We start from the raw sequence: 21,015 nt of genomic DNA on the forward strand, positions 1-21,015 counted from the left end.
GCAGCGAAACTGGCTTTACAAACAGACACTATGAACAAACACTAGGGCAAAAATAGCGTATATCGCTTTTTGGTTGTCTCATATTGCCGTGTTTATCGCTGTATTCGCAAATTTTAACACACTGCTTACGCTCTGCGCTAAAATTCCACCTTCAGCCGCAGATTAATCCGCCGCCCCGTAAGCCGATTGGGTACCGCGAATTGCTGCTGGAAGATGGTCTTGATGAAGGTGTTGCCCGCCTGGTTGCCCACGTTCATCATGTTGAAGACCTCCAGACTGAGGTAGGTGGAGCGGGTGAACCGCAGGGGGGAGGTGGCGCGGTTGCGCGAGGTCATCCGGTCGAAGAGCCGCCAACTGAAGCCGATGTCGATACGGTGGTAGGTGTCGAAGCGCAGGGTGTTGCGGGTCTCCGTGTTGTTGCCCGGAATACCGAAGGGTAGTCCGCCGCCGATGGTGAGGTTCACGTGGGTGCGGAAGTTCTCGTTGCCGCGCAGGTAGTCCTGAAAGAAGAGCGCGAGCTGGAAGATCTGGTCCGTAGGCCGGGGCACGTACTTCACCGTATCGGCCAGCACTTCGCCCTCCGGACCGCGCCCGGTCACCCGCCGGTGGGTCACCCCCTTGAGCTGCTCGCGCGCCCGCAGCAGACTTAGGTTGAGCCAGCTATCGGCCCCCGGCACGAACTCGCCGTTGAGTCGGAAGTCGAGCCCCGCTACGTAGCCACTCGCATCATTCGCGCCTGAGTACTGAATGCGTACGTTCTCGATCTCGTAGCTGACCAGGTCCCAGAGCGACTTGTAATAGGCTTCGGTGATGAGGCGGAACTTCTTCGGATTGCGCTTGCCGTAGTAAAAGTCACTAGTCAGTCCGCCCACGACGTGGAAAGACTTTTGGCTGCGTAGGTCGGTGTTTACCCTCCCGTCCGGTGCCCGTAGCTCGCGGTAGAAGGGCTGCTGCTTATAGAGTCCGCCGGCGAGCTTGTAGGTGATGTCCTTTGTCCCTCCGAGGGGTTTGAAGAGCAACTGCGCGCGGGGGCTAATGTCGATGTCTCCGTTAAGATCCCAGGCCACGGCCCGCACCCCGGCGCTAAGGCGGATGTCGGCCCGGCCCTCCTGCCGCCAGGTGTAGGTGTCCTGGAAGAAGGCGCTGAAGCGGTTACTCTGTAGTTCGTTCTCGGTTTTCAGTACGCTGAACAGCCGCACCCCGTCCTCGTCGAAGGGTAGGCTATAGCCGGCTGAGTCCAGCCGCTCCCACTCATTGATGTAGTCGTCGATGCGCTCGTGCTGCGCCTTCACGCTCCACTGTAGGAAGTGGCTCTTCGTCGTTACCGCATCGCCCTGGTTCAGCTCCAGTCCGCCCCGCAACTCGGCGTTGTAGAGTTGAATATCCAGAAAGTTACGCACGTATTCCTGCTGCTCGCCCGCCCCGATGATATCGGTCACCTCCCCGAAGGTCTCCGAGCCCAGGCCGGTATCGAGCGAGCCGAGAATGTAGCGCCCCCGAATGGAGATGCCCTCGTCCTCATCACTGCGAAAGGCCGAGGTCAGGAATTTCAGGAACAGCGGATTGGCCGCCCGCTCCGGAATGTAGGTCAGCGACAGCCCCCCCATCTGGGTCGCGAAATCGTCCTGCTCCCCGCCGGCAAAGACCGACTCTAGCCGCAGGGTTTCGAAAAATCCCCCGAAGGCGGTCGACCGCGCCAGCGGCTCGAAGTTGTACACGCTGCGGTTGTAGTTACCCAGCACCCCGAGCTGCAGCGTCTTACTGAAGTCGTAGGTCACGTAGGCCTGTAAGTCGTAGAAGTTGGGCAGGTACTCCCCCGTGGTCTCCAGTGTCCCCAGGATGTAGCGCGTAGTCTTGTACCGGGCCCCACCCAGGAAGCGCAGCCGCTGGTAGCTGGTCTTGCCCAGTTTTTTGCTTCCCTCGATGTGCGCCGATCCCCCCAGCAGGCTGGCATCCAGCGAGGCCCGCAGACTATCCGGCCGCTTGTACTTGATGTCGAGCACCGAGCTTAACTTATCGCCGTACCGCGCTTCGAAGCCCCCCGAGCTAAAGCTCAAACTCCGCATCAGGTTCGGATTGGCAAAGGTGAGCCCCTCCTGCTGCCCCTGCCGGATCAGCTGCGGCCGGTAGATCTCGAAGTCGTTGACGTACACCAGGTTCTCGTCGTAATTGCCGCCCCGCACGTTGTACTGGCTGGTCAGTTCCCCCCCCGACCCGCTACTCACCCCCAGGGCGATACTCGGCAAGATGCTCTCCAGGTTACCGGTCACCGAGGGAAGCAGCCGCAGCTGGGCCGGATCTTCGCGGATCATCCCCCCTTCCTCCACCTTACTCTCCCGCACGATCACCTCCAGCCCGCTCTCGATCGGGGCCATGGCCACGTCGATTTGTTTGCGTCCACCGGCCGGCAGTTCCTCCACCCGCACCTCCGTCAGCTGGTAGCCGATGCGACTGAACACCAGCACGAAGGTCTCCCCCGTAGGCACCGCCGTCACGTAGCGTCCGTTTTCCGCCGTTTCCACCGCACTACTCGATCCCTGCACGTACACCGTCGCAAAGTCCACGGGCTGCTCACTCACCAGGTCCGTCACCCGCCCCGAGATGGTCGCTGTCTCCACCTGGGCGCGTACGCCGGTGCAACCCAACGCGAGAAGGCAAAGCAGGTAGATCCGTGGCCGCATGTATACTAACTAGTGAAGAAGCGCAACGGTAAAGGTAGGGGACTTGGTATGGCCGCTCGAGTAAGGCGTCGGACGCTTTAAAGCGTCCGACGCCTTACTCGAGCGGCCAGAAGATCAGTCCCAGCACCTCCACGAACGCGCCGGCATGCCCGTAAAGCCCACGCACTTCCCCGCGGTAGGTCCCATCCGGCCGCTGCGTCATCAGGGTGCGGAAGGTGGTATCGCCGCCCTGCCCCCCGTACTCCGGTGATACGCTCCCGTCCGAAAAGTAAAATTGCACGGCATCGATGTACCAGCCACCCCGCCCGCTGATGCCGATGAGCTCCGCCCCCTCTGGCACCCGGTACGCAGGCGCGAAGTCCGCCCCCGCCGCCCGACCAATGGTATAGGTCTGCCGCCGCCCCCGCCCCTCCCGGTACCGCAGGCGGATGCACTGCACGATCAGAAAGTCTGGATTACCGGTGGTACCCACCTCAATTTCCAGCAGCTCACTACCCGGCCCCAGAAACTCCTCGGCGAAGGCGGCCGACTCCGTACCCGTCACCCCACCCACCGGTGCCGAGTAGTGCATCTCGCCAAGTTGCGCCTTCCGATCCGGCACCACAAAACCCGCCCCCCGCTGGCAGCCCCCCAAAAAGATTCCAAGAAACAACAAGATCAATAGTACGCGCATCCCCCAAACATATACCTTCTTGGGCGTCTTAGGCGTCGGACGCTTATAAAGCGTCCGACGCCTTACCTTCGCGCCTCCACCAAGCACCCCGCATGGCAACTGTAGTAAGCTTACTGAACCACAAAGGCGGCGTCGGCAAGACGACCAGCGCAATCAACATCGGCGCCGGCCTCGTAGAACTAGGCAAGCGCGTCCTCCTGGTCGATCTCGACCCCCAGGCCAACCTGACTCTCAGCCTCGGCATTCCGCGCCAGAGCGTGACCATCTACGAGAGTATGATGGGCGAGTCTGACCTGGCCCCCTACGAGGTCAAGGCCGGCTTCCACGTCGTCACCTCCAGCCTCGACCTGTCGAGCGCCGAGATGGAACTGGTCAACGAAGCCGGCCGCGAATTTATCCTGCGCGAGCTCTTCAGCGGGGTGGATGAAGACTACGACTTCATCATCATCGACTGCCCGCCCAGTCTTGGCCTCTTGACCCTAAACGCCCTGACCAGTAGCCAGCAGGTGATCATCCCGCTGCAGACGGAATTTCTGGCCATGCAGGGACTAGCCAAGATCAAGCAGGTGATCCAGAAGGTAAAGCTGCGCCTCAATAAGGAGCTGCACATCAGCGGCGTACTGGCCACCATGTACGACCAGCGCAAGGTGCTCAACCGCGACGTGGTGGAGACGATCAAGAAGTACTTCGGACCGCTGATCTTCGATACCTACATTCGCAACAACGTGTCGCTGGCCGAGGCCCCCTCCCAGGGGCAGGATATTTTCACCTACAGTCGGAATAGTCACGGGGCCAAAGATTACCTCAAGGTGTGTAAAGAGATCATCGAGCGCACCGAGCAACCCGTGCACCTGCGTCCCCGCCCCAAAAAAGACGTGCCCGCTTAAATCGCTCGGTTCCGGGTGACCGACCCAGGGACCCCCCTACCTCCTGACTACCATGGCCAAGAAACGCTTTACCGACGATCTTTCCGGACTCTTTGAGGACAACTACCTCATCGGCGACGACCCCATGGCCGTCAGCGAAGAGGTGGTCGAAGTAGACGTGCCCGTGAAGAGCAAGAAGGCCCAGAAGAAACTGAGCAGCAAGAACTTCACCCAGAACCTGGACGTCTTCCTCGGCGACGACAAACGCCGCACCACCGCCGCCGCCCAGAAGCCCCGCCGCCGCAGCGGACTGGACTACCTGATCCGTAGCACCGTGCAGGACGACCCCGACCGCGAGCCCGACGAGCCGGCCAAACCCGACACCAAACGCGTCACCCTGGTCTTCGTCAAAGACCACCTGCTCACGCTCAAGGAGCAAGCCAAGGAGCGTAAGATGTACCTGAAAGATGTCGTGCAGGAGATGGTAGCGCAGTACCTGGAGAAGTAGCTTAACCTATCGGAGGGTTTATCGTTATCTTCCGACTGGCTAATGTCTAAGTTCTCCCGGATGCGTACGCTTTTCCTCCTGCTGCTGTGCTGTACCTGTGCCCTGCCCGGTCTACTGCGGGCCCAGACCTCACGCGTGGAGTTCGGCAAGAACCGCGTGCAGTACCACCGCGACTTCGACGAGTGGGAGAAGTACGAGTCCGACAACTTCATCACCTACTGGTACGGCAACAACCAGGGCGTGGGCCAGGCCGTGGTGCAGATTGCCGAGTACGACTTCGCCTACATCCAGAAGATGCTCGAGAGCCGGATGAACGAGAAGGTGCAGTTGATCACCTACCGCGATATTACGGACGTCAAGCAGAGCAACATCGGGGCCGAGGAGGTCTTCGAACTGCGCGGCAACCAGTCGCTTAACGCCAATACCAGTTACATCTCGGGTACGGAAGCGAAGTTCCTGGGTAATAAGGCCTTCGTTTACTTCACCGGCGACCATAACGACCTGCGCCGCCAGGTGCGCGAGGCCATGGCCAGCGTATACATCGAGCAACTGCTCTTCGGCTCTTCGGTGCAGGAGGTGGTGCAAAACGCCGTGCTGCTGAACCTGCCCGCTTGGTTCAAGCCCGGCCTGGTCGCCTATTTGGGACAGGACTGGAGCACCGAGCTCGACGATCAGTTGCGCGATCTGCTGGCCTCCGGCGAGTACGAAGACTTCGAGGATCTGGCGGCCGACTACCCCCGCCTAGCCGGCCACTCCTTCTGGTACTATGTCGCCGAGAACCTGGGTAAGCCGACGGTGAGCAACCTGCTCTACCTCACACGCATCAACCGCTCGGTGGAAAACGGGTTCCTCTACGTGCTGGGTAGCAATTACGATACGGTGCTGTTCAACTGGCTCGACTACTACCGCAACCGCTACAACACCGATAGCCGCAACCGCAATACCCCCATCGATGACGCGCTGGCGATCAAGAATAAGAAGCAGCTGCCCATCACCCAGGTGAAGGTGAGCCCCGACGGCAAGAGGGTTGCCTACGTGCTCAACGAGATCGGTAAGTATAAGGTGTACCTACAGGACATCGACTCCGGCGAGCGGGAGCTGCTGCTGAAGGGCGGACAGCGCAATCTGCTGCAGGCCACCGACTACGCCTACCCCATCGTGGACTTCTCGCCTACCAATCAGGAGTTGGCCATCATGTACGAGAACCGCGACCAGCCGAAGCTGCTGCTCTACGACCTCAATACCAAGAAGACCACCGTCGATATCCTCGGCATCCGGCTCGACCGGGTGCTTACGCTGGCCTACGACAGCCCTAACACCTTCCTGATCTCGGCCATGGCCGACGGCTTCACCGACATCTACACCTACTACCCCGCCTCCCGCCAGGCCGTAAAGATCACCAACGACCACTGGGATGATCTGGATGCCGTGCCGGTCAATATCCGCGGTCGCCGTGGGGTAGTCTTTGCCAGCAACCGGCCAGATACCTCTTTACTAGCCCAGAAGCTTGATACTCTGCTGCCCATCGGCACCTACGATCTGTTTTACTACGACCTGGAGGGCAAGCCCGGAGAACTGGTGCGCATCACCGATACCCCCCTGGCCGACGAGCGCGACCCAGCGCCCATCGATGGCGAGCACTTCAGCTACCTCAGCGACGCCAACGGTATCTACAACCGCTACCAGGCCCACCTGGAGGAGTACATTCACCACTACGAGCAGACCATTTACCTCGAGGATGGCACCGAAATCGTACTGCATGGCGACTCTACGCTGGAGAAACTGGATACGGCGCTGATCGATTCCATTGTAGTCAACCCGGTAATCAAGGAGCGGGCCGTCACCGAGGCCACCACTAACTACGGCACCAACATCCTCACCCTCGATGCCAGTGGCAAGCTACCCGTGGGGATTGAGAGCGTCCTGGTGAACGGTACGACCTACCTGCGGCGCTTTACCATCGATACAACGGCCACCGTGAACCTCACGCCTACGGTGTACCGGCAGACGAGTTACCGCGCGGCCGGTCAGCGGGTACCGCAGTTCACCAATGCTAGGGTGGAGCCCACCGACCGGGTGATACGCCCCAACCGCACGAATCCGCAAGAGGGAAGCGATGCCGATGGATTGCTCTTTCAAACGCGTTTCACAGACCCCGTAGCCCCGTCTTCCACCGAGGAGGAGGAAGCCGTAGAGGAAACTACGGCGGTAGAGGACCTGCTGAACGCACCCGCTACCGCCGATACCCCCCGACCGACCCCCGCCGCCCCCGACAGTACCGGTACCCGCCCGCCCCTGACCGTAGTCGGTGCCCGTATTCCCGAGCGGGTACGCAGGGCCCAGCAGGGAAGTGGCGACGCCCCCCGTACCGTTGCCGTGCGCAGCGAGCGCCCCGCCCCCGAGCTCAACCGCATCTACCGCTTCCGCCCCGGCCGGGTAACGGCTTACCGCAACACCTTCCGCGTCAATTACGTGAAGACCACGGCCGATAACGAGCCGCTTTTCAATGGTATGAACGCCTTCGCCGCTAACCCCACCGGGTACACCCGCCAGCCGGTGGGCTTGCTCTTCAAGGGCAGCGTGGTCGACCTGATGGAAGACTACGTGATCGAGGGCGGCGTGCGCATCCCCACCACCTTTAATGGGACGGAGTACTTTTTGACCGGCTCCGACGTCGGCCACCGGCTCGACCGGATCTACACCGTCTACCGCCGCAACCGCCGCGATCAGCAGGGCATCTTCCCCAATGCCGCCTTTGTCAATCAGGCGCGCATCGTCGAGGAGAATACGCTAATGGCCCAGTACGGCGTGCGCTACCCGCTCGACATCTTCCGCAGCTTACGCGCTACCGCTACCCTGCGCCGCGACCGCGTACAAACCGTAGCCACCTCCGAGCCCGCCCTACGCAGCGAACCACTGAGCACCGAGCGCATTGGCCTGCGGCTGGAGTACGTCTTCGACAACACCCTGCCCCTGGGTACGAACCTGCTAATGGGCACCCGCTACAAGGTATACGGTGACGTCTTTAAAAGCTTCAACCTGTCGTTCGACGAGGGGGTGAGCTCCGAGTTCGAACCCGGCCTGCTCGGTATCGTAGGCATCGATGCGCGGCACTACGAGCGTATCCTGAAACGCAGCATTGTGGCTCTGCGCGTAGCCGGCGCTACTAATTTCGGCAAGCAAAAAGTTCTCTATTACCTGGGCGGGGCGGACAATAGCATCGATCCCAACAACTTCAACCAGCGCATCCCCACGCCCACTACGGGCGATTTCGTCTTTCAGGACCTGGCCAACCCCCTGCGTGGTTTCGACGTCAATATCCGCAACGGTGGCACCTACGCTCTGGCTAATGCAGAACTGCGGGTGCCTGTGTTCAACTACCTATTCAATAACCTGCGCTCGGCCTTCCTGCGTGACTTCCAGCTGGTATCTTTCTTCGACGTTGGAACCGCCTGGTCAGGCTCCAGCCCCTTCGATGAGGACAACCCCGTCAACATCACCGAGTACCCCGACCAGACCGCCGAGGGCTACAGTCCGGTGCGGGTGCGGGTGCGGCGCTTCCGCGAGCCCATCGTGTACGGTTACGGGGCCGGGGTGCGTACGAGCATTTTTGGTTACTTCATTCGCGCCGACTATGGGTGGGGAGTAGAGACCGGTATACGACAGCCCGGGAAGATTCATGTCTCGTTGGGACTCGATTTTTAGACCCAGCTTTGCTGGGGTAGACCCCTCGCTTACGCGTTCGGGGGTAGACTCACTAAAGCGAGGTAGAGCTACCGCATGTGGTGCCTGCGAGACGAGTCTACCCGCTTTAGCGGTCTATGCCCGAACGCGCCAGCGAGGGCTCTACCCAGCGCAACGCGCTGGTCTACACAATAAGCATCGCGTCGCCGTAGGCAAAAAACTTATACTTCTCCTTCTGCGCCACCGCGTACGCCTCCAGGATAAGCTCGATGCCCCCAAAGGCACAGGTGGTGATGAACAGGCTGCTCTTCGGTAGGTGAAAGTTGGTGAGCAGGTGGTCAGGGATGTGGAAGTCGTAGGGGGGGAAGATGAACTTGTTGGTCCAGCCCTCGCTGGTGGCCAGCAGGCGCTCGGCGCTGACGCTGTTTTCGACGGCGCGCAGGGTGGTGGTGCCTACGGCGCAGACCAGTCCGCCATCTTTTTTGGTGGCGTTGACGGTATCGACGGCGGGCTGCTCGATCTTGAAGTATTCGGCGTCCATCTTGTGCTTACTGAGGTCCTCGACCTCGATGTCGCGGAAGGTGCCCAGCCCCAGGTGGAGGGTAACTTCAGCCCGCTTGATGCCGGCCAGCTCCATGCGCATGAGGGTCTCGCGGCTGAAGTGAAGCCCGGCGGTGGGGGCGGCTACGGCACCGACCTCGGAGGCGAAGACGGTCTGATAACGCTCGGCATCGCGGGCATCGGCCTCGCGCTCGAGAAGCTTGGGTAGGGGGGTATTGCCCAGGGAGTGCAGTTCCTTGGTGAACTCGTCATTGGGCCCGTCGTAGAGGAAGCGGATGGTGCGCCCCCGGCTCGTGGTGTTGTCGACGACCTCGGCCACCAGGCGGTTGTTGCCGCGCTTGTCGTTGAAGTAGAGCTTATTGCCAACGCGAATTTTGCGGGCCGGATCCACCAGCACGTCCCATAACCGGGCCTGGGCGTTGAGCTCGCGCAGTAGGAAAACCTCGATGCGGGCCTGGGTCTTCTCCTTGAGACCGTAGAGGCGGGCGGGAAAGACCTTCGTGTTGTTGAACACCAGGGTGTCACCCTCGCTGTAACGGTCGAGCAGATCGATAAACTGCTGGTGCTCGATCTCCCCGGTATCGCGGTGTACCACCATCAGGCGGCTATCATCGCGGCGCTTACTGGGCGTGCGCGCGATCAGTTTATCGTTGAGCTCAAATTTGAATTGTGACAGCTTGGTCCTCATCCCGAATCATTATTTTGACGTGCCTTCCTGGGAAACAGCCGGCAAAAGTACGTATTGTTGTTGAGTTAGTGGGTTGTTGAGTGCGGGCGGGGTAGGCGGCATAGGCGGCGCAAATTGAAGATGTGGTCCGTCCCTACCGCACGCCGACGATGAGCGAAGCGAAGAGCATCCCCGCCAACGCAACAACCCGACAACTTCCAACCGCAACAACCCCTCCATTCGTCGAAAACATTGCACCCGCGGCCCCGCCCCCCGTACCTTTAGTGCCTTAATACCAGCACGACATGATTCTCTCCAAGGTACTAGCCGAAAGCCTACGCCAGGCCTGGGCCCAGCTCATGGGCAACAAACTGCGCACCTTCCTGTCGCTACTTGGTATCTCCATCGGTATCTTCTGCATCATCGGGGTGCTCTCGGCCGTGCAGTCGCTACAGGATAATGTATCGGGCAGTCTGGCGAAGCTCGGCGACGACGTAGTGTACATCGATAAGTGGCCGTGGAAGGATAATAGCGACGACTGGTGGGAGTACTTCCAGCGGCCCTACCCCGACCACGACGACTACGAGGCGCTGAAGGAGAATCTGGCCACCGCCAGCATCGTCTCCTACTGGACCGTACCCGGCGAGCGCACCCTGAAGTACAACAACCAGGCCGTGGAGGGCGGCTACCTCTTCGTGACCAGCTACGAGCTCGACCGTATCTTCAACGTGGAGATCGACCGCGGGCGCTACTGGTCTACGGCCGAGTACCGCAATGGTATGGACAAGATCCTACTCGGGAACATGCTGGCCACCGAGCTCTTCGGGCCCATCAACCCTATCGGCAAGACGATTAAGATGTCCGGGCGTAAATACGAGGTGATCGGCACCCTGGCCCCCGCCGGCGACGACCTGATCAACCCCCTCGACTTCGACGATGCCATCCTGGTCACCTACAACAACGCCGCCCGCTTCATCAACCTCAGGAACCGCAACCAGTACGGTGGTACCGTAGCCGTGAAGGCTAAACCCGGTGTGGAGATGGACCGGCTACAGGACGATATCCGCGGCATTGTGCGCGCCCAGCGCCAGCTGCGCCCCCGGGAGGAGGACAACTTCGCCCTCAATGAGCTCAGTATGACGGCCGATGCGCTGGGTAACTTCTTCGGCGTGCTCAACATCATCGGCTTCGTGATCGGCGGCTTCTCGATTATTGTGGGGGCCATCAGCGTGGCCAACATCATGTTCGTCAGCGTCAAGGAGCGTACCAGCCTGATCGGGGTGAAGAAGGCGCTGGGGGCGCGGCAGTACGTGATCCTGACCGAGTTCCTCACCGAATCCGTCATTTTGTGCATCATCGGCGGGCTCATCGGGCTGGTCATGGTAGTGGGCATCACCTCCATCATCAACCAGTTTTTGCCCGGCTTCCAGATTTCCCTAAGCCTCGTTTACGCGATCATTGGGGTAGTGCTTTCGGCGGTCGTAGGTATCCTGGCGGGGGCAATCCCGGCCCTACTGGCGGCGCGCATGGACCCCGTGGAGGCGATGCGGAGTTAGGCGATTACTGCACCCGCCGCACGGAAGCATCGCGGTAGCCGGCCTCGCGCACTCGCAGCTTGAGGGATTCGGCCTCATCCTGGAAGTAGTAGCGGCCGGTGAAGACGCGGTAGACCTGGCCTACCTGAGCGGTCCATACGTCGGAAAAGCCGAGTGCTTCGAGTTGGGCGGCTAGCTGGGTAGCATTATCCTCCTTACCGAAGGCGCCTACCTGTACGCCGAAGAGCATCTCGTCGGGGGCGAAGTTTCTGCGGGTCTGTCCGCCCTTGGCGACTACATCTACCCCTACGTTGGCGGGGGCTGTACCGTTAGCTACGGGAACGCTAGGAGCAGCGGGCGATGCCACCGTAGGTGGCGTCTCGGGCTCAGTCGGCTGTAGGGGTACGGGCACGGCCGCTTGGGGCTCAGGCTCGGTGGTAACCACTTCAGTCCCTACGTCGGCCGCATTCTGAGCCCGCTCTTCCTCGGCCCAGGCGGAGCGCTCGCAGGCCGGTCCGCCTTCGCCCATCTTGACGACGCGCAGTTGCACCTTAGCGGTACCGCTACGTAGTACACCGACCTTACGGGCAGCGGCCCTGCTCAGGTCGATAATCCGGTCGGGGTGGTAGGGGCCGCAGTCGTTGACGCGTACTTTCACCCTGGCGCCGCTGACCACGTTGGTCACCTCCAGGACGGTATTGTAGGGGTAATCCTTGCTGGCGGCGGTGAAGTCGGTCTTATCGTAAATTTCGCCGGTGCTGGTGGGCTGGTCATGGAGGCGATCGGCGTAGTAGCTGGCCAGTCCCTCGGTACGCTGGGCGAGGGTAGGTAGGGCCAGGAGCAGTAAGGTAGCCAGCACGCAGAGCCGGCGGAGCGGGGAAAGCATCGTGGGTCGTTTACCGGGGAAGGTACTGCGATTTTGCTTGCACCGGCGACCCCGCTCGAATGTTTAACCCAACTGTAACACCTTTAAATCTGGGGGAATAAAGCGATAAAGCCCCTAATCCGGGCTATTACCTAACTTAAACGCTATATTTGGTTGAACACACTCATACAAGCCCCAGTGATGCAGACGCAACTGGAAGACGCCGCCCTCTTCACAGCCATTAAGGGCGGTCGGTACGAACTCATCGATCAGCTATACCTGCAGCACCGTGCCGCCTTTCTTACCTACGCCCAGCGCCAACTGTACGCTACGGAGGAGGATGCGACGGACTGCTTCCAGGATGCCGTCATTGCCTTCTACAAGAATGTGGTGAACGGCCGGCTCACGGAACTGACCTGCACCATTCGCACCTACCTATTCAGCATCGGTAAGCGGCTCGTGTACCGGCGCAACCAGCAACGGCAGCGCGAGCAACCCACGGACCACGAGGCTGGCGTGAACCCGGCCGACGAGCTCGACTGGAGCCTGATTGACCGTTTCGAGAACGATCACCAGCGGGCGGTGTTACAACAGGCGATGGACCGCCTGGGAGAGCCCTGCCGTCAGCTGCTTACTCTGTACTATTACCATCATTACCCCATTGAAAGCGTGACGACGGCCCTGGATCTGCCCTCGGCCGGCGCCACGCGCATCAAAAAAATGCGTTGCCTTAAGGAGCTCAAGAAGCTCGTCAAGCCCTAAACCAGCATGAACACCGAAGACTACCACGAGCGCATCGAGGACTACCTTCTCGGCCGCCTGGCCGACCCCGTCACCTTCGAACGCGAACTGAACCAGAACCCCGAACTCCGCCAAGAAATGGAAGCCACCCGCCTCGCTCTCGATGCCATCACCGCCGGGGAGGACCACGCCCTCAAGGTTCGGCTGCGTAAACTAGACGGCGACTTCCAAGCCTCCAGTACCGTAGCGGAAACCCAGACCACGGCCAAGATCGTACCCATCGACCGCCGGCGCCGCCGCAGCTGGGTGCGCTACGCCGCCGCGGCCGCCGTCGTGTGCTTCCTGGCCGGTTATTTCCTACTACGCCCCGCCCCGGATCAACGCCTCGAATACGCCCTGAGTCAGGTGCAGCCCTACGACAACATCGCCTACACCATCACCAAGGGGGCCACCGGCGATGACCCCCGCGCCGCCGCCTACACCGCCTACGAGGCCGGCAACTACCCCCGGGCCGAGGCCGCCTTCAACCAACTCGATACCGACGATGCCGCCGACGACTTCTACCGGGCCCAGAGCCAGCTGGCGCAGGGCAAATACGACGCCGCCCTACCCACCTTCGACCGCCTGGCCGCCCGCACCAATTTCCAGCTCGCGCCCGAGGCCGACTTCTACGCCGCCGTGGCCCGCCTGGGCCTCGGGCAGACCACCGAAGCCACTGCCACCCTGGAGCAAATCGCCGCCGATGTCCAGCACCCCCTGCAGTCCGAGGCTCGCGACCTGCTGGAACGCCTATGACCGCTAAGATCGGCCTGAGCGACGTCCGCTTCCACGCCCCCCACGGTTTCTACGAAGAGGAGCAACTCATGGGCAACGAGTTCAGCATCGACGTGGAGGTAGAGGCCGATGTGGCCCTAGCCGCCGCCACCGACGACCTCGCCGGCACGGTCAGCTACGCCACCATCTACTACCTGCTCCAGGCGGAGATGAAAAAGCCCACCCAGCTGCTGGAGGCCCTAGCCTACCGCATCGGTAACCGTATCATGGAGCAGTTCGATAGCGTGACGGCCGTAACCTTGCGCTTAAGTAAGCTGCACCCGCCACTGGGTGGTCGGGTGGGAGCAGCCTTCGTGGAGATATCGCTAGGAAATCAACTCAACCTGCAGCCGCAGCAGACCTTCGAGGACCCTACGGAAGAGGACTTCGGGGCGGCCGACGACTTCAGTTTTGGGGGTTTCGGCCGCTAGGCTTAACACTCCGCGTGCAAACTAATGGGACGTAAACCCACTTATAGCAAGGCACTACGCTAAACGCATCCGCATGCACCGCCTTCCCGGTCTGCTCCTGCTCCCCCTACTTCTACTAGGGTGCACCAGCCAGCAGATCAACCAAACGCTACAGACCGTCCTTAACGGCGGACTCACCCCTACCGAGATCGGCAACGGCTTGAAAGAGGCCCTCCGCATCGGGGCCCGCGAGGGGGCGGAGGAGCTATCTAAGCCCGGTGGTTACTTCGACGACCTCACCTACCGCATTCTGCTACCCGAGGAGGTGCGCCAAGTCACAGATCGGTTGCAGAACGTCCCCGGCTTTAGCAACATCGAGGAGGTGATCCTCAAAAAGATCAACCAGGGGGCGGAGGATGCGGCCAGTAAGGCGGCTCCGATTTTCGTCGATGCCATCCGGCAGATGACCATCCAGGACGCCGTAGGTATTTTGCGGGGGGAGCAGGACGCTGCCACCCAGTACCTCGCGCGCACGACTTCGGATGCGCTCACCGCTGAGTTCGCCCCGGTCATTAACACCAGCCTCGATAAATTCGACGCGAATAAGGTCTGGCTGGACGCAGCCACCGCCTACAATAATTTCCCCCTAACCCGGCAGAAGGTGGATACCGACCTGGGCGCCTACGTGACCCAGCAGGCCCTCAATGGCCTATTTAAAAAGGTAGCGCTCAAGGAGCTCGACATCCGGCAGAATGTCTCCGCTCGCACCACCGAGCTACTGCGCCGCGTCTTCGCCCAGCAGGACCCCGGGGCCTAACACAATCTAACCAAGCACAACACATGAAACTTTCAGGACGCAGAACCAGTAGCAACATCGACGACCGCCGCGGCCAGCGCGGGGGCGGCATTACCGGCGGCGGGGCCGGCAAATTCGGCATCGGCACCATCGTCATCATGGCCATCGTCTTCTTCATGGGCGGTAACCCCCTGGACTACATCGGCCTCGGCGGCGGGGGCAGCCCGGCACCCGCTACGCAGACCGCCCCCGTGGACCCCGACAACCTGCCCGGTGGCAACGTCAACGAGGCCGGCTCCTACGCCAACATCGTAGGCGTCACGCTGGGCTCCACCGAGGAGGTCTGGGGCACGCTCTTTCCCCAGCAGTACGGCCGGCAGTACCAACAGCCGGTGCTGACGCTCTTTAACGGGCAGGCCCAGTCGGGCTGCGGCTTCGCCAGCGCGGCTACCGGGCCGTTCTACTGCCCGGCCGATAGCAAGGTCTACATCGACCTCTCTTTCGCCGATCAGCTCCGGCAGCGCTTCGGGGCGCCGGGTGATTTTGCCCTGGCCTACGTCGTAGCCCACGAGGTCGGTCACCACGTACAGAACCTACTGGGCTACAGCCAGATCGTAAGCCGCGCCCGCGGCCGCACCAGTGAGGAGGAGTCCAACGCCCTGTCCGTCCGTCTTGAACTCCAGGCCGACTACCTCGCCGGCGTCTGGTCGAAGTACGCCAACCAGCAGGACCAGCTCCTCGAGCCCGGCGACATCGGCGAGGCCATCGATGCGGCCACCGCCATCGGCGACGATCGCCTACAGATGGAAGCCCAGGGCTACGTGGTGCCGGAGAGCTTTACCCACGGTACCTCGCAGCAGCGGGTGGATGCCTTTACCTCCGGCTATCAGAGTGGGGATGCTAGTAAGGAGGCGTTGGATCGGTTCTTCTCGGCGCGCGAGCTGTAGCTACACCTGCACACCGCCGTACACCGCCTCGATCTCATCCAGCGTACCGTACAGCACCGCCGTGTCGAACTCGCTCACCAGCACCTTCCGGTACTGCTTGATGTTGGGCAGCCCCCGGAAGTAGTTCGTATAGTGCCGCCGCATTTCTAAGATACCGAGCGTCTCGCCCTTCCAGTCGATGCTGCGCTGGAGGTGCTCGCGCGCCGCGGCCGCCCGCTCCTCCACGGTTGGCGGATCGAGCAGTTGCCCGGTGGCGAAGTAGTGCTTGATCTCGCGGAAGATCCAGGGGTAGCCGATGGCCGCCCGGCCAATCATGATACCGTCCACGCCGTAGCGGTCGCGGTAGGCGGCGGCCTTCTCGGGTGAGTCGATATCGCCATTGCCGAAGATGGGGATCTGGATACGGGGGTTGTCCTTGATCTTGCCGATCAGCGTCCAGTCGGCCTCGCCCTTATACATCTGCTTGCGGGTGCGGCCGTGGATGCTCAGGGCCTTAATGCCTACATCCTGCAGCCGTTCGGCTACCTCTACGATGTACTTACTGTTGTCGTCCCAGCCCAGGCGCGTCTTGACGGTCACGGGTAGGGGGGTGCGGTCCACGATGGCCCTGGTCAGCTCCACCATCTTGGGAATGTCCTGTAAGATGCCCGCGCCGGCTCCCTTACACACCACCTTTTTGACCGGGCAGCCGAAGTTGATGTCGAGTACCTCCGGTTGGGCCTCGGTGACGATGTCGGCCGCCTGCACCATGCTATCCAGGTTGGCCCCGAAGATCTGGATACCGATGGGCCGCTCGTAGTCGTAGATATCCAGCTTGGCCACGCTCTTATCGGCATCGCGAATGAGCCCCTCCACGCTGATGAACTCGGTGTACATCATGTCGCAACCCTGGGCCTTACAGAGGGCCCGGAAGGGGGGGTCGCTGACGTCTTCCATGGGGGCTAGTAGGAGGGGGAAGTCGCCTAGTTCTATGTCTGCGATTCGGGTCATGGGAGATTTACCAGTTACAATTTACCAAGTACCATTTACAATTGGCGGGGCAGCTCGCTTCGCTCGTTTAAGTAGGCTGAGGGGCCGGGGCCGCAGGTGCAAGGATAGAAATGAGTCTACCCGTCGGGAAGTTGCCCAATCCGCCAAAACACACCGCTCATTACCTGGGTTAGCTGTGAAAAACAAACACACCATGAAACCCTACCCCTCACGCAAATGGCCTTTGGTCGTTTATCTCCTGCTTTGCTCCCTCTTAGCCATCAGTTCTTGTGCGGACGATGACGACGCCCTGCCCATCACTATCCCCCCCGCCGATTCCCTGGAACGCGTGACCGAGATCAGTGGGATACAGGTGACCGGCATCACGGTCAGCGATGCGGGCCGCATCTTCACCACCTTTCCCCGCTGGCGGGAGGGTGTACCGTATACGCTGGCGGAGCTCGTTGACGGTCAGCCCCGCCCCTATCCCAGTACCGAGCTCAATGCCTGGGACGTTGGCCAGGCCCCCGGCGACAAGCTGGTCAACGTACAGAGTGCCATCGCGGTAGGCGACACCCTCTACGTAGGCGATACCCGCAATCCGCTCATGGAGGGCCTGATCACCCAGCCCCGTATTCACCTCTTCGACCTGAGGACCGACGAGTTGCTGCGTACCTATGAGTTAGCTCCATCCGCTACCGTGCAGGCTACCTACGTCAACGACCTGCGGGTCGACCGCGGGCGGCAATTGGTGTACTTCACCGACTCCGGAGAGGGGGCACTCATGGTACTCGATTTACAGAGCGGCGAGAGCTGGCGCCACCTCGACGGCCACCCCTCCGTGCAGGCGGAGGTCGATACGCTCAACATCGCTGGAACCCCCTTCACTCAGAAGATCCCCTCCGACGGCATCGCCATCGACACGGTGGGCGGCCGCCTACTTTATCATGCACTATCGGGCTATACCCTACACGCCATTGCCCTGGATGCCCTGGCCCAGCGCGATACGGCTACGGCTGCCGCCGCGGTCACTACCGTAGCCACCACCCCGGCCCCGGATGGCATGTGGCGCCTTACCGGCGGCACTATCATGGCCGATCTGGAGGCTCAGGCCGTAGTATTCGTTACGGATGGGGGCCAGGTCACTACACTGGTAGAGGGACCGGAAGTAGGCTGGGCGGATACCTTCTCGGCCGGCGACGGCTTCCTATACTTCACCAATTCGAAGCTGCAGGAGGCCGGCGTAGGCAAGGACGTATCGGGGATGACCTTCCCGATCTACCGCATCCCGCTACCGGAGTAAGGGCGGTGCGAACCGGAGCCGCGCGTTACCTTTCCCCCATGAACCAAGGCACCATAACTACGGAGCTCCGCATGGGCTTCGCCCGCATCGTTTTCGCCCACCCGAGCCACAACAGTATGCCCTCGGGGCTACTGGCCGAGCTGGTTCGCAAGATCGATGAGGCCGCCGCTGATCCCGCCGTACGGGCCGTCCTCCTGCGCAGTGCCGGCGACGAAACCTTCTGCGCCGGGGCCAACCTGGACGAGCTACTGGCCATTGAGGACGAGGCGACCGGCACAGACTTCTTTATGGGCTTTGCCAACGTGATCCTGGCCATGCGCCGTTGCCCCAAGCCCATCGTGGTAGCCGTGCAGGGCAAGGCGATTGGCGGGGGAGTGGGTATCGCGGCGGCTGCCGACTATACCCTGGGGTGTAAGGGCGCGCAGGTGCGGCTGAGTGAGCTAGCTATTGCCATCGGTCCCTTTGTCATTCTGCCCGCGCTGATCCGCAAGATGGGGGTTTCGGCCGCCAGTGAGCTGTGCTGGGATACCCAGTGGCACGACTCCCGCTGGGCCCGTGAGCACAACCTGTACCAGCGGGTATACGCCGGCCCCGAGGAGCTTTTTAGGGAGGCGCGGCTACTGGCTAAACGGCTGGCCGAGCACAGCCCCGCCGCCACCACCCGTCTCAAGCGCAGCCTCTGGGAGGGCACCGACCACTGGCCGGAGGAGCTGGCGCGGCGGGCGGAGATCACGGGGCAGCTGGTGCTTACTCCGGAAGCGAAGGGGGCACTGGCTAAGTTTAAGGGGAAATGAAACATGTAGTAGTGCTTTCGGGGGCTGGAGTGAGTGCCGAGTCCGGCCTCAAAACCTTTCGTGACAGCAATGGCCTATGGGAGGAACACCGGGTGGAGGACGTAGCCACGCCCGCTGCCTTTGCCCGTAATCCGGAATTGGTGCAGCGCTTCTATAACCTGCGGCGGGCGCAACTCAAAACGGCTAAGCCCAATGTGGGCCATAAGCTGATTGCGGCCTTGGAGAAAGACTACCGGGTCACCGTCATCACCCAGAACGTCGATGACCTCCACGAGCGGGGCGGCTCTACGAACGTCATCCACCTCCACGGAGAGCTGACTAAGGTGCGCCCGGTCAACGATACCGAAGCAGCTATGGAGTGGGAGGGGGACCTGCGCACGGGAGATGTAGACGAGCGAGGCGTACAACTCCGCCCCCACGTCGTCTGGTTCGGCGAGGACGTACCGCTGATTGAGCGGGCCGCGCTGGAGGTACAGACGGCCGATGCGGTGATCATCGTGGGGACTTCGCTCCAGGTGTATCCGGCCGCCGGCCTCATTGGCTTTGCACCTGCGGCCGCGCCTGTTTTTTATATCGATCCGGTGCCCGAGGTGGGGTATGAGCTGCGGGGAAGGGAAAATCTTCACGTGCTGGAAATGGGGGGAAGTGCGGGCATGGAGCGCGTGGCGGAGCTGCTGCCTAGCGTGCTGTAGCCTATCTTCGCGGCCTAACGCGAGGCGTATGAAATTCGGAGTGGTGGTTTTCCCCGGTAGCAACTGTGACGACGATGTGGTGCATGTGCTCGGCACCGTAATGGGCCGTGAGGTAGTGAAATTATGGCACAAAAACGAGGACCTCGGCGGTCTAACCACCGATGACTGCATCATCGTGCCCGGCGGCTTCAGCTACGGCGACTACGTGCGGGCGGGGGCCGTGGCGCGCTTCTCGCCGATTATGAAGTCGGTGATCGACTTCGCTAATCGGGGAGGCTACGTCTTCGGTATCTGCAATGGTTTCCAAATCCTCTGCGAGGCCCACCTGCTGCCCGGTGCCCTGCTCCGTAATCGCGACCAGAAATTTATCGCCAAGAGCGTCTACCTGCGCGCCGAGACCGATAATGCGCCCACTAACCGTCACCTTTCTCCCGGTCAGGTACTACGCATCCCCATCGCCCATGCCGAGGGCCGCTACTACGCCGACGAGGAGACGATCTTTCAGCTCAACCAGAACGACCAGATTCTCTTCCGCTACTGCGATGGGGCCGGCGAGGTAAACCTTGATAGCAACTACAACGGCAGCGTGGGTAACATTGCCGGCATCTGCAATGCGGAGCGCAACGTCTTCGGCATGATGCCCCACCCGGAGCGGGCCAGCGAGGCCGTGCTGGGTAATGAGGACGGGCTGGTTATCTTTCAGGGGCTGGTGGAGGCGGTGGCGGCTTAGGCGTTAGGCGTTAGGCGTTGGACGCTTCTAAAGCGTCCAACGCCTGTCCAACGCCTATCCAACACCTATATCCCGCTTCTTCAGCTCCCCCCGCAGCTGCTCCGGCCCCACAAACCGGATCGCATCGAGCCCCTCCGCCCGCGCCGCCTCCACATTACGCAGGTTGTCGTCGATGAAGACGCAGTCGGTGTAGCCCCGTAGGTCGTAGGTATCGTGCAGCAATTTATAGATGGCCGGATCGGGCTTCTGCAACCCCACCTCCCCGGAAACCATGATGGCCTCGAAGAGCGCCAGGAAGTCGAAGGTCTTCCGGGCCCAGGGGAAGAGCTCGTGCGACCAGTTGGTCAGGGCCAGGAGGCGGTACTTCCCCGTCGCATGTAGTTCGCGTAGGATCTCCACGGTGCCTGCGATGGGCCCGGTGATCGTTTCCGTCCAGCGGTCGTAGTAGATGCGGATCTCGCGCTCGTAGTCGGGGTACTGCGCGATGAGCTCGCGGGTGCCCTCGGCGATGGTGCGGCCGGCATCCTGCTTCTCGTTCCACTCCAGGGTGGCTACGTTCCCGAGGAAGTAGTCCACCTCTTCCTTGGTGTCGAACACCTTCTCGAATAGCGCGCGCGGCTGCCAGCGGATGAGGACGTTGCCTAGGTCGAAGATGATGGTCAAGGGGGTCAAGGAGTTAAGGGGTCAGGGGGTCAAGGAGTTAAGGCGGGCGGCATAGGCGGCGTAGGTGGCGTAGGTGGCGTAGGCACAATATAGAGAGGTAATACAAGTATATTAATA

Annotated in this window: 19 protein-coding genes; 13 read left to right on the plus strand and 6 right to left on the minus strand. The window is 61.3% G+C overall.

All coding sequences use genetic code 11. The features are described from left to right. Positions 1 to 137 precede the first annotated feature (137 nt). Together ACOOHD_RS14665 and ACOOHD_RS14670 are read right to left on the minus strand one after the other, a co-directional pair. Positions 138 to 2,681, minus strand: coding sequence for a TonB-dependent receptor (locus ACOOHD_RS14665; RefSeq protein ID WP_420458629.1), 2,544 nt, complete (start codon positions 2,679 to 2,681; stop codon positions 138 to 140). 94 nt (positions 2,682 to 2,775) lie between these two features. Then, positions 2,776 to 3,354, minus strand: a complete 579-nt coding sequence (locus tag ACOOHD_RS14670) for a hypothetical protein (RefSeq protein ID WP_420458630.1) — start codon at positions 3,352 to 3,354, stop codon at positions 2,776 to 2,778. A 92-nt stretch (positions 3,355 to 3,446) separates the two neighbouring features. Here ACOOHD_RS14670 and ACOOHD_RS14675 point away from each other — a divergent pair, with 92 nt between their 5' ends. Genes ACOOHD_RS14675 through ACOOHD_RS14685 form a run of 3 tightly spaced genes read left to right on the plus strand, consistent with a single transcriptional unit; the run spans position 3,447 to position 8,433 of the window. Further along, positions 3,447 to 4,241: a ParA family protein gene (locus ACOOHD_RS14675; RefSeq protein WP_420458631.1), complete on the plus strand. Its 795-nt coding sequence runs from the start codon at positions 3,447 to 3,449 to the stop codon at positions 4,239 to 4,241. A 52-nt stretch (positions 4,242 to 4,293) separates the two neighbouring features. Then, a complete protein-coding gene (locus ACOOHD_RS14680; protein ID WP_420458632.1) occupies positions 4,294 to 4,728 on the plus strand; it encodes a hypothetical protein in 435 nt (144 codons plus the stop codon). 42 nt (positions 4,729 to 4,770) lie between these two features. Beyond that, complete coding sequence (locus tag ACOOHD_RS14685) at positions 4,771 to 8,433, plus strand: hypothetical protein (protein WP_420458633.1); 3,663 nt, start codon at positions 4,771 to 4,773, stop codon at positions 8,431 to 8,433. Positions 8,434 to 8,596: 163 nt separating this feature from the next. On the opposite strand, the gene queA is transcribed toward ACOOHD_RS14685, so the two are convergent. Beyond that, the gene (queA, locus tag ACOOHD_RS14690; protein ID WP_420458634.1) at positions 8,597 to 9,661 is read right to left on the minus strand and encodes a tRNA preQ1(34) S-adenosylmethionine ribosyltransferase-isomerase QueA; all 1,065 of its coding nucleotides are present in this window, start codon (positions 9,659 to 9,661) and stop codon (positions 8,597 to 8,599) included. 284 nt (positions 9,662 to 9,945) lie between these two features. Between queA and ACOOHD_RS14695 the strand changes: the two genes are divergently transcribed. Further along, positions 9,946 to 11,196, plus strand: coding sequence for an ABC transporter permease (locus ACOOHD_RS14695; RefSeq protein ID WP_420458635.1), 1,251 nt, complete (start codon positions 9,946 to 9,948; stop codon positions 11,194 to 11,196). Between the two features lie 4 nt (positions 11,197 to 11,200). Here the strand turns inward: ACOOHD_RS14695 and ACOOHD_RS14700 are convergent, their stop codons facing one another. After that, the gene (locus ACOOHD_RS14700) at positions 11,201 to 12,061 is read right to left on the minus strand and encodes a septal ring lytic transglycosylase RlpA family protein (protein WP_420458636.1); all 861 of its coding nucleotides are present in this window, start codon (positions 12,059 to 12,061) and stop codon (positions 11,201 to 11,203) included. A 180-nt stretch (positions 12,062 to 12,241) separates the two neighbouring features. Here ACOOHD_RS14700 and ACOOHD_RS14705 point away from each other — a divergent pair, with 180 nt between their 5' ends. The 5 genes from ACOOHD_RS14705 (at position 12,242) to ACOOHD_RS14725 (ending at position 15,747) form a co-directional block, all read left to right on the plus strand. After that, positions 12,242 to 12,802 (plus strand): RNA polymerase sigma factor, encoded by a 561-nt coding sequence (locus ACOOHD_RS14705; protein WP_420458637.1) that lies wholly within the window; start codon positions 12,242 to 12,244, stop codon positions 12,800 to 12,802. Positions 12,803 to 12,808: 6 nt separating this feature from the next. Further along, positions 12,809 to 13,576, plus strand: a complete 768-nt coding sequence (locus tag ACOOHD_RS14710) for a tetratricopeptide repeat protein (protein WP_420458638.1) — start codon at positions 12,809 to 12,811, stop codon at positions 13,574 to 13,576. Continuing rightward, positions 13,573 to 14,025: a dihydroneopterin aldolase gene (gene folB / locus ACOOHD_RS14715; RefSeq protein WP_420458639.1), complete on the plus strand. Its 453-nt coding sequence runs from the start codon at positions 13,573 to 13,575 to the stop codon at positions 14,023 to 14,025. The genes ACOOHD_RS14710 and folB overlap by 4 nt, the downstream gene beginning before the upstream one ends. Positions 14,026 to 14,098: 73 nt before the next feature. Beyond that, a complete protein-coding gene (locus ACOOHD_RS14720; RefSeq protein WP_420458640.1) occupies positions 14,099 to 14,821 on the plus strand; it encodes a DUF4197 domain-containing protein in 723 nt (240 codons plus the stop codon). 23 nt (positions 14,822 to 14,844) lie between these two features. Next, on the plus strand, positions 14,845 to 15,747 hold the full coding sequence (locus tag ACOOHD_RS14725; protein WP_420458641.1) for a neutral zinc metallopeptidase: 903 nt from the start codon (positions 14,845 to 14,847) through the stop codon (positions 15,745 to 15,747). On the opposite strand, the gene dusB is transcribed toward ACOOHD_RS14725, so the two are convergent. Further along, positions 15,748 to 16,737: a tRNA dihydrouridine synthase DusB gene (dusB, locus tag ACOOHD_RS14730; protein ID WP_420458642.1), complete on the minus strand. Its 990-nt coding sequence runs from the start codon at positions 16,735 to 16,737 to the stop codon at positions 15,748 to 15,750. It abuts the gene before it with no gap. Positions 16,738 to 16,930: 193 nt separating this feature from the next. Here dusB and ACOOHD_RS14735 point away from each other — a divergent pair, with 193 nt between their 5' ends. Genes ACOOHD_RS14735 through purQ form a run of 4 tightly spaced genes read left to right on the plus strand, consistent with a single transcriptional unit; the run spans position 16,931 to position 20,235 of the window. Further along, positions 16,931 to 18,019 carry an L-dopachrome tautomerase-related protein gene (locus tag ACOOHD_RS14735; RefSeq protein WP_420458643.1) on the plus strand — a complete coding sequence of 363 codons (1,089 nt, stop codon included), beginning with the start codon at positions 16,931 to 16,933 and terminating at the stop codon, positions 18,017 to 18,019. A 38-nt stretch (positions 18,020 to 18,057) separates the two neighbouring features. Next, positions 18,058 to 18,813 carry an enoyl-CoA hydratase/isomerase family protein gene (locus ACOOHD_RS14740; protein ID WP_420458644.1) on the plus strand — a complete coding sequence of 252 codons (756 nt, stop codon included), beginning with the start codon at positions 18,058 to 18,060 and terminating at the stop codon, positions 18,811 to 18,813. Beyond that, positions 18,810 to 19,505 carry an SIR2 family NAD-dependent protein deacylase gene (locus ACOOHD_RS14745; protein WP_420458645.1) on the plus strand — a complete coding sequence of 232 codons (696 nt, stop codon included), beginning with the start codon at positions 18,810 to 18,812 and terminating at the stop codon, positions 19,503 to 19,505. Before ACOOHD_RS14740 ends, ACOOHD_RS14745 begins: the two co-directional genes overlap by 4 nt. Before the next feature lie 28 nt (positions 19,506 to 19,533). Next, positions 19,534 to 20,235, plus strand: a complete 702-nt coding sequence (gene purQ / locus ACOOHD_RS14750) for a phosphoribosylformylglycinamidine synthase subunit PurQ (protein WP_420458646.1) — start codon at positions 19,534 to 19,536, stop codon at positions 20,233 to 20,235. A gap of 54 nt (positions 20,236 to 20,289) precedes the next feature. Here purQ and ACOOHD_RS14755 read toward each other — a convergent pair whose 3' ends face one another. Continuing rightward, positions 20,290 to 20,898 carry an HAD family hydrolase gene (locus ACOOHD_RS14755; RefSeq protein ID WP_420458647.1) on the minus strand — a complete coding sequence of 203 codons (609 nt, stop codon included), beginning with the start codon at positions 20,896 to 20,898 and terminating at the stop codon, positions 20,290 to 20,292. Positions 20,899 to 21,015 lie beyond the last annotated feature (117 nt).

The organism is Neolewinella sp., from assembly GCF_965214665.1.
Lineage (GTDB): Bacteria > Bacteroidota > Bacteroidia > Chitinophagales > Saprospiraceae > Neolewinella.

Excerpts from the sequence above, each read along its gene's own strand:
- ACOOHD_RS14675 (WP_420458631.1), top strand. The coding sequence starts at position 3,447 with ATGGCAACTGTAGTAAGCTTACTGAACCACAAAGGCGGCGTCGGCAAG.
- ACOOHD_RS14735 (WP_420458643.1), top strand. The coding sequence starts at position 16,931 with ATGAAACCCTACCCCTCACGCAAATGGCCTTTGGTCGTTTATCTCCTG.
- ACOOHD_RS14695 (WP_420458635.1), top strand. The coding sequence starts at position 9,946 with ATGATTCTCTCCAAGGTACTAGCCGAAAGCCTACGCCAGGCCTGGGCC.
- ACOOHD_RS14680 (WP_420458632.1), top strand. The coding sequence starts at position 4,294 with ATGGCCAAGAAACGCTTTACCGACGATCTTTCCGGACTCTTTGAGGAC.
- ACOOHD_RS14725 (WP_420458641.1), top strand. The coding sequence starts at position 14,845 with ATGAAACTTTCAGGACGCAGAACCAGTAGCAACATCGACGACCGCCGC.
- ACOOHD_RS14710 (WP_420458638.1), top strand. The coding sequence starts at position 12,809 with ATGAACACCGAAGACTACCACGAGCGCATCGAGGACTACCTTCTCGGC.
- ACOOHD_RS14705 (WP_420458637.1), top strand. The coding sequence starts at position 12,242 with ATGCAGACGCAACTGGAAGACGCCGCCCTCTTCACAGCCATTAAGGGC.
- ACOOHD_RS14720 (WP_420458640.1), top strand. The coding sequence starts at position 14,099 with ATGCACCGCCTTCCCGGTCTGCTCCTGCTCCCCCTACTTCTACTAGGG.
- ACOOHD_RS14700 (WP_420458636.1), bottom strand. The coding sequence starts at position 12,061 with ATGCTTTCCCCGCTCCGCCGGCTCTGCGTGCTGGCTACCTTACTGCTC.
- ACOOHD_RS14740 (WP_420458644.1), top strand. The coding sequence starts at position 18,058 with ATGAACCAAGGCACCATAACTACGGAGCTCCGCATGGGCTTCGCCCGC.
- ACOOHD_RS14745 (WP_420458645.1), top strand. The coding sequence starts at position 18,810 with ATGAAACATGTAGTAGTGCTTTCGGGGGCTGGAGTGAGTGCCGAGTCC.
- ACOOHD_RS14670 (WP_420458630.1), bottom strand. The coding sequence starts at position 3,354 with ATGCGCGTACTATTGATCTTGTTGTTTCTTGGAATCTTTTTGGGGGGC.
- purQ (WP_420458646.1), top strand. The coding sequence starts at position 19,534 with ATGAAATTCGGAGTGGTGGTTTTCCCCGGTAGCAACTGTGACGACGAT.
- queA (WP_420458634.1), bottom strand. The coding sequence starts at position 9,661 with ATGAGGACCAAGCTGTCACAATTCAAATTTGAGCTCAACGATAAACTG.
- folB (WP_420458639.1), top strand. The coding sequence starts at position 13,573 with ATGACCGCTAAGATCGGCCTGAGCGACGTCCGCTTCCACGCCCCCCAC.
- dusB (WP_420458642.1), bottom strand. The coding sequence starts at position 16,737 with ATGACCCGAATCGCAGACATAGAACTAGGCGACTTCCCCCTCCTACTA.
- ACOOHD_RS14665 (WP_420458629.1), bottom strand. The coding sequence starts at position 2,681 with ATGCGGCCACGGATCTACCTGCTTTGCCTTCTCGCGTTGGGTTGCACC.
- ACOOHD_RS14685 (WP_420458633.1), top strand. The coding sequence starts at position 4,771 with ATGTCTAAGTTCTCCCGGATGCGTACGCTTTTCCTCCTGCTGCTGTGC.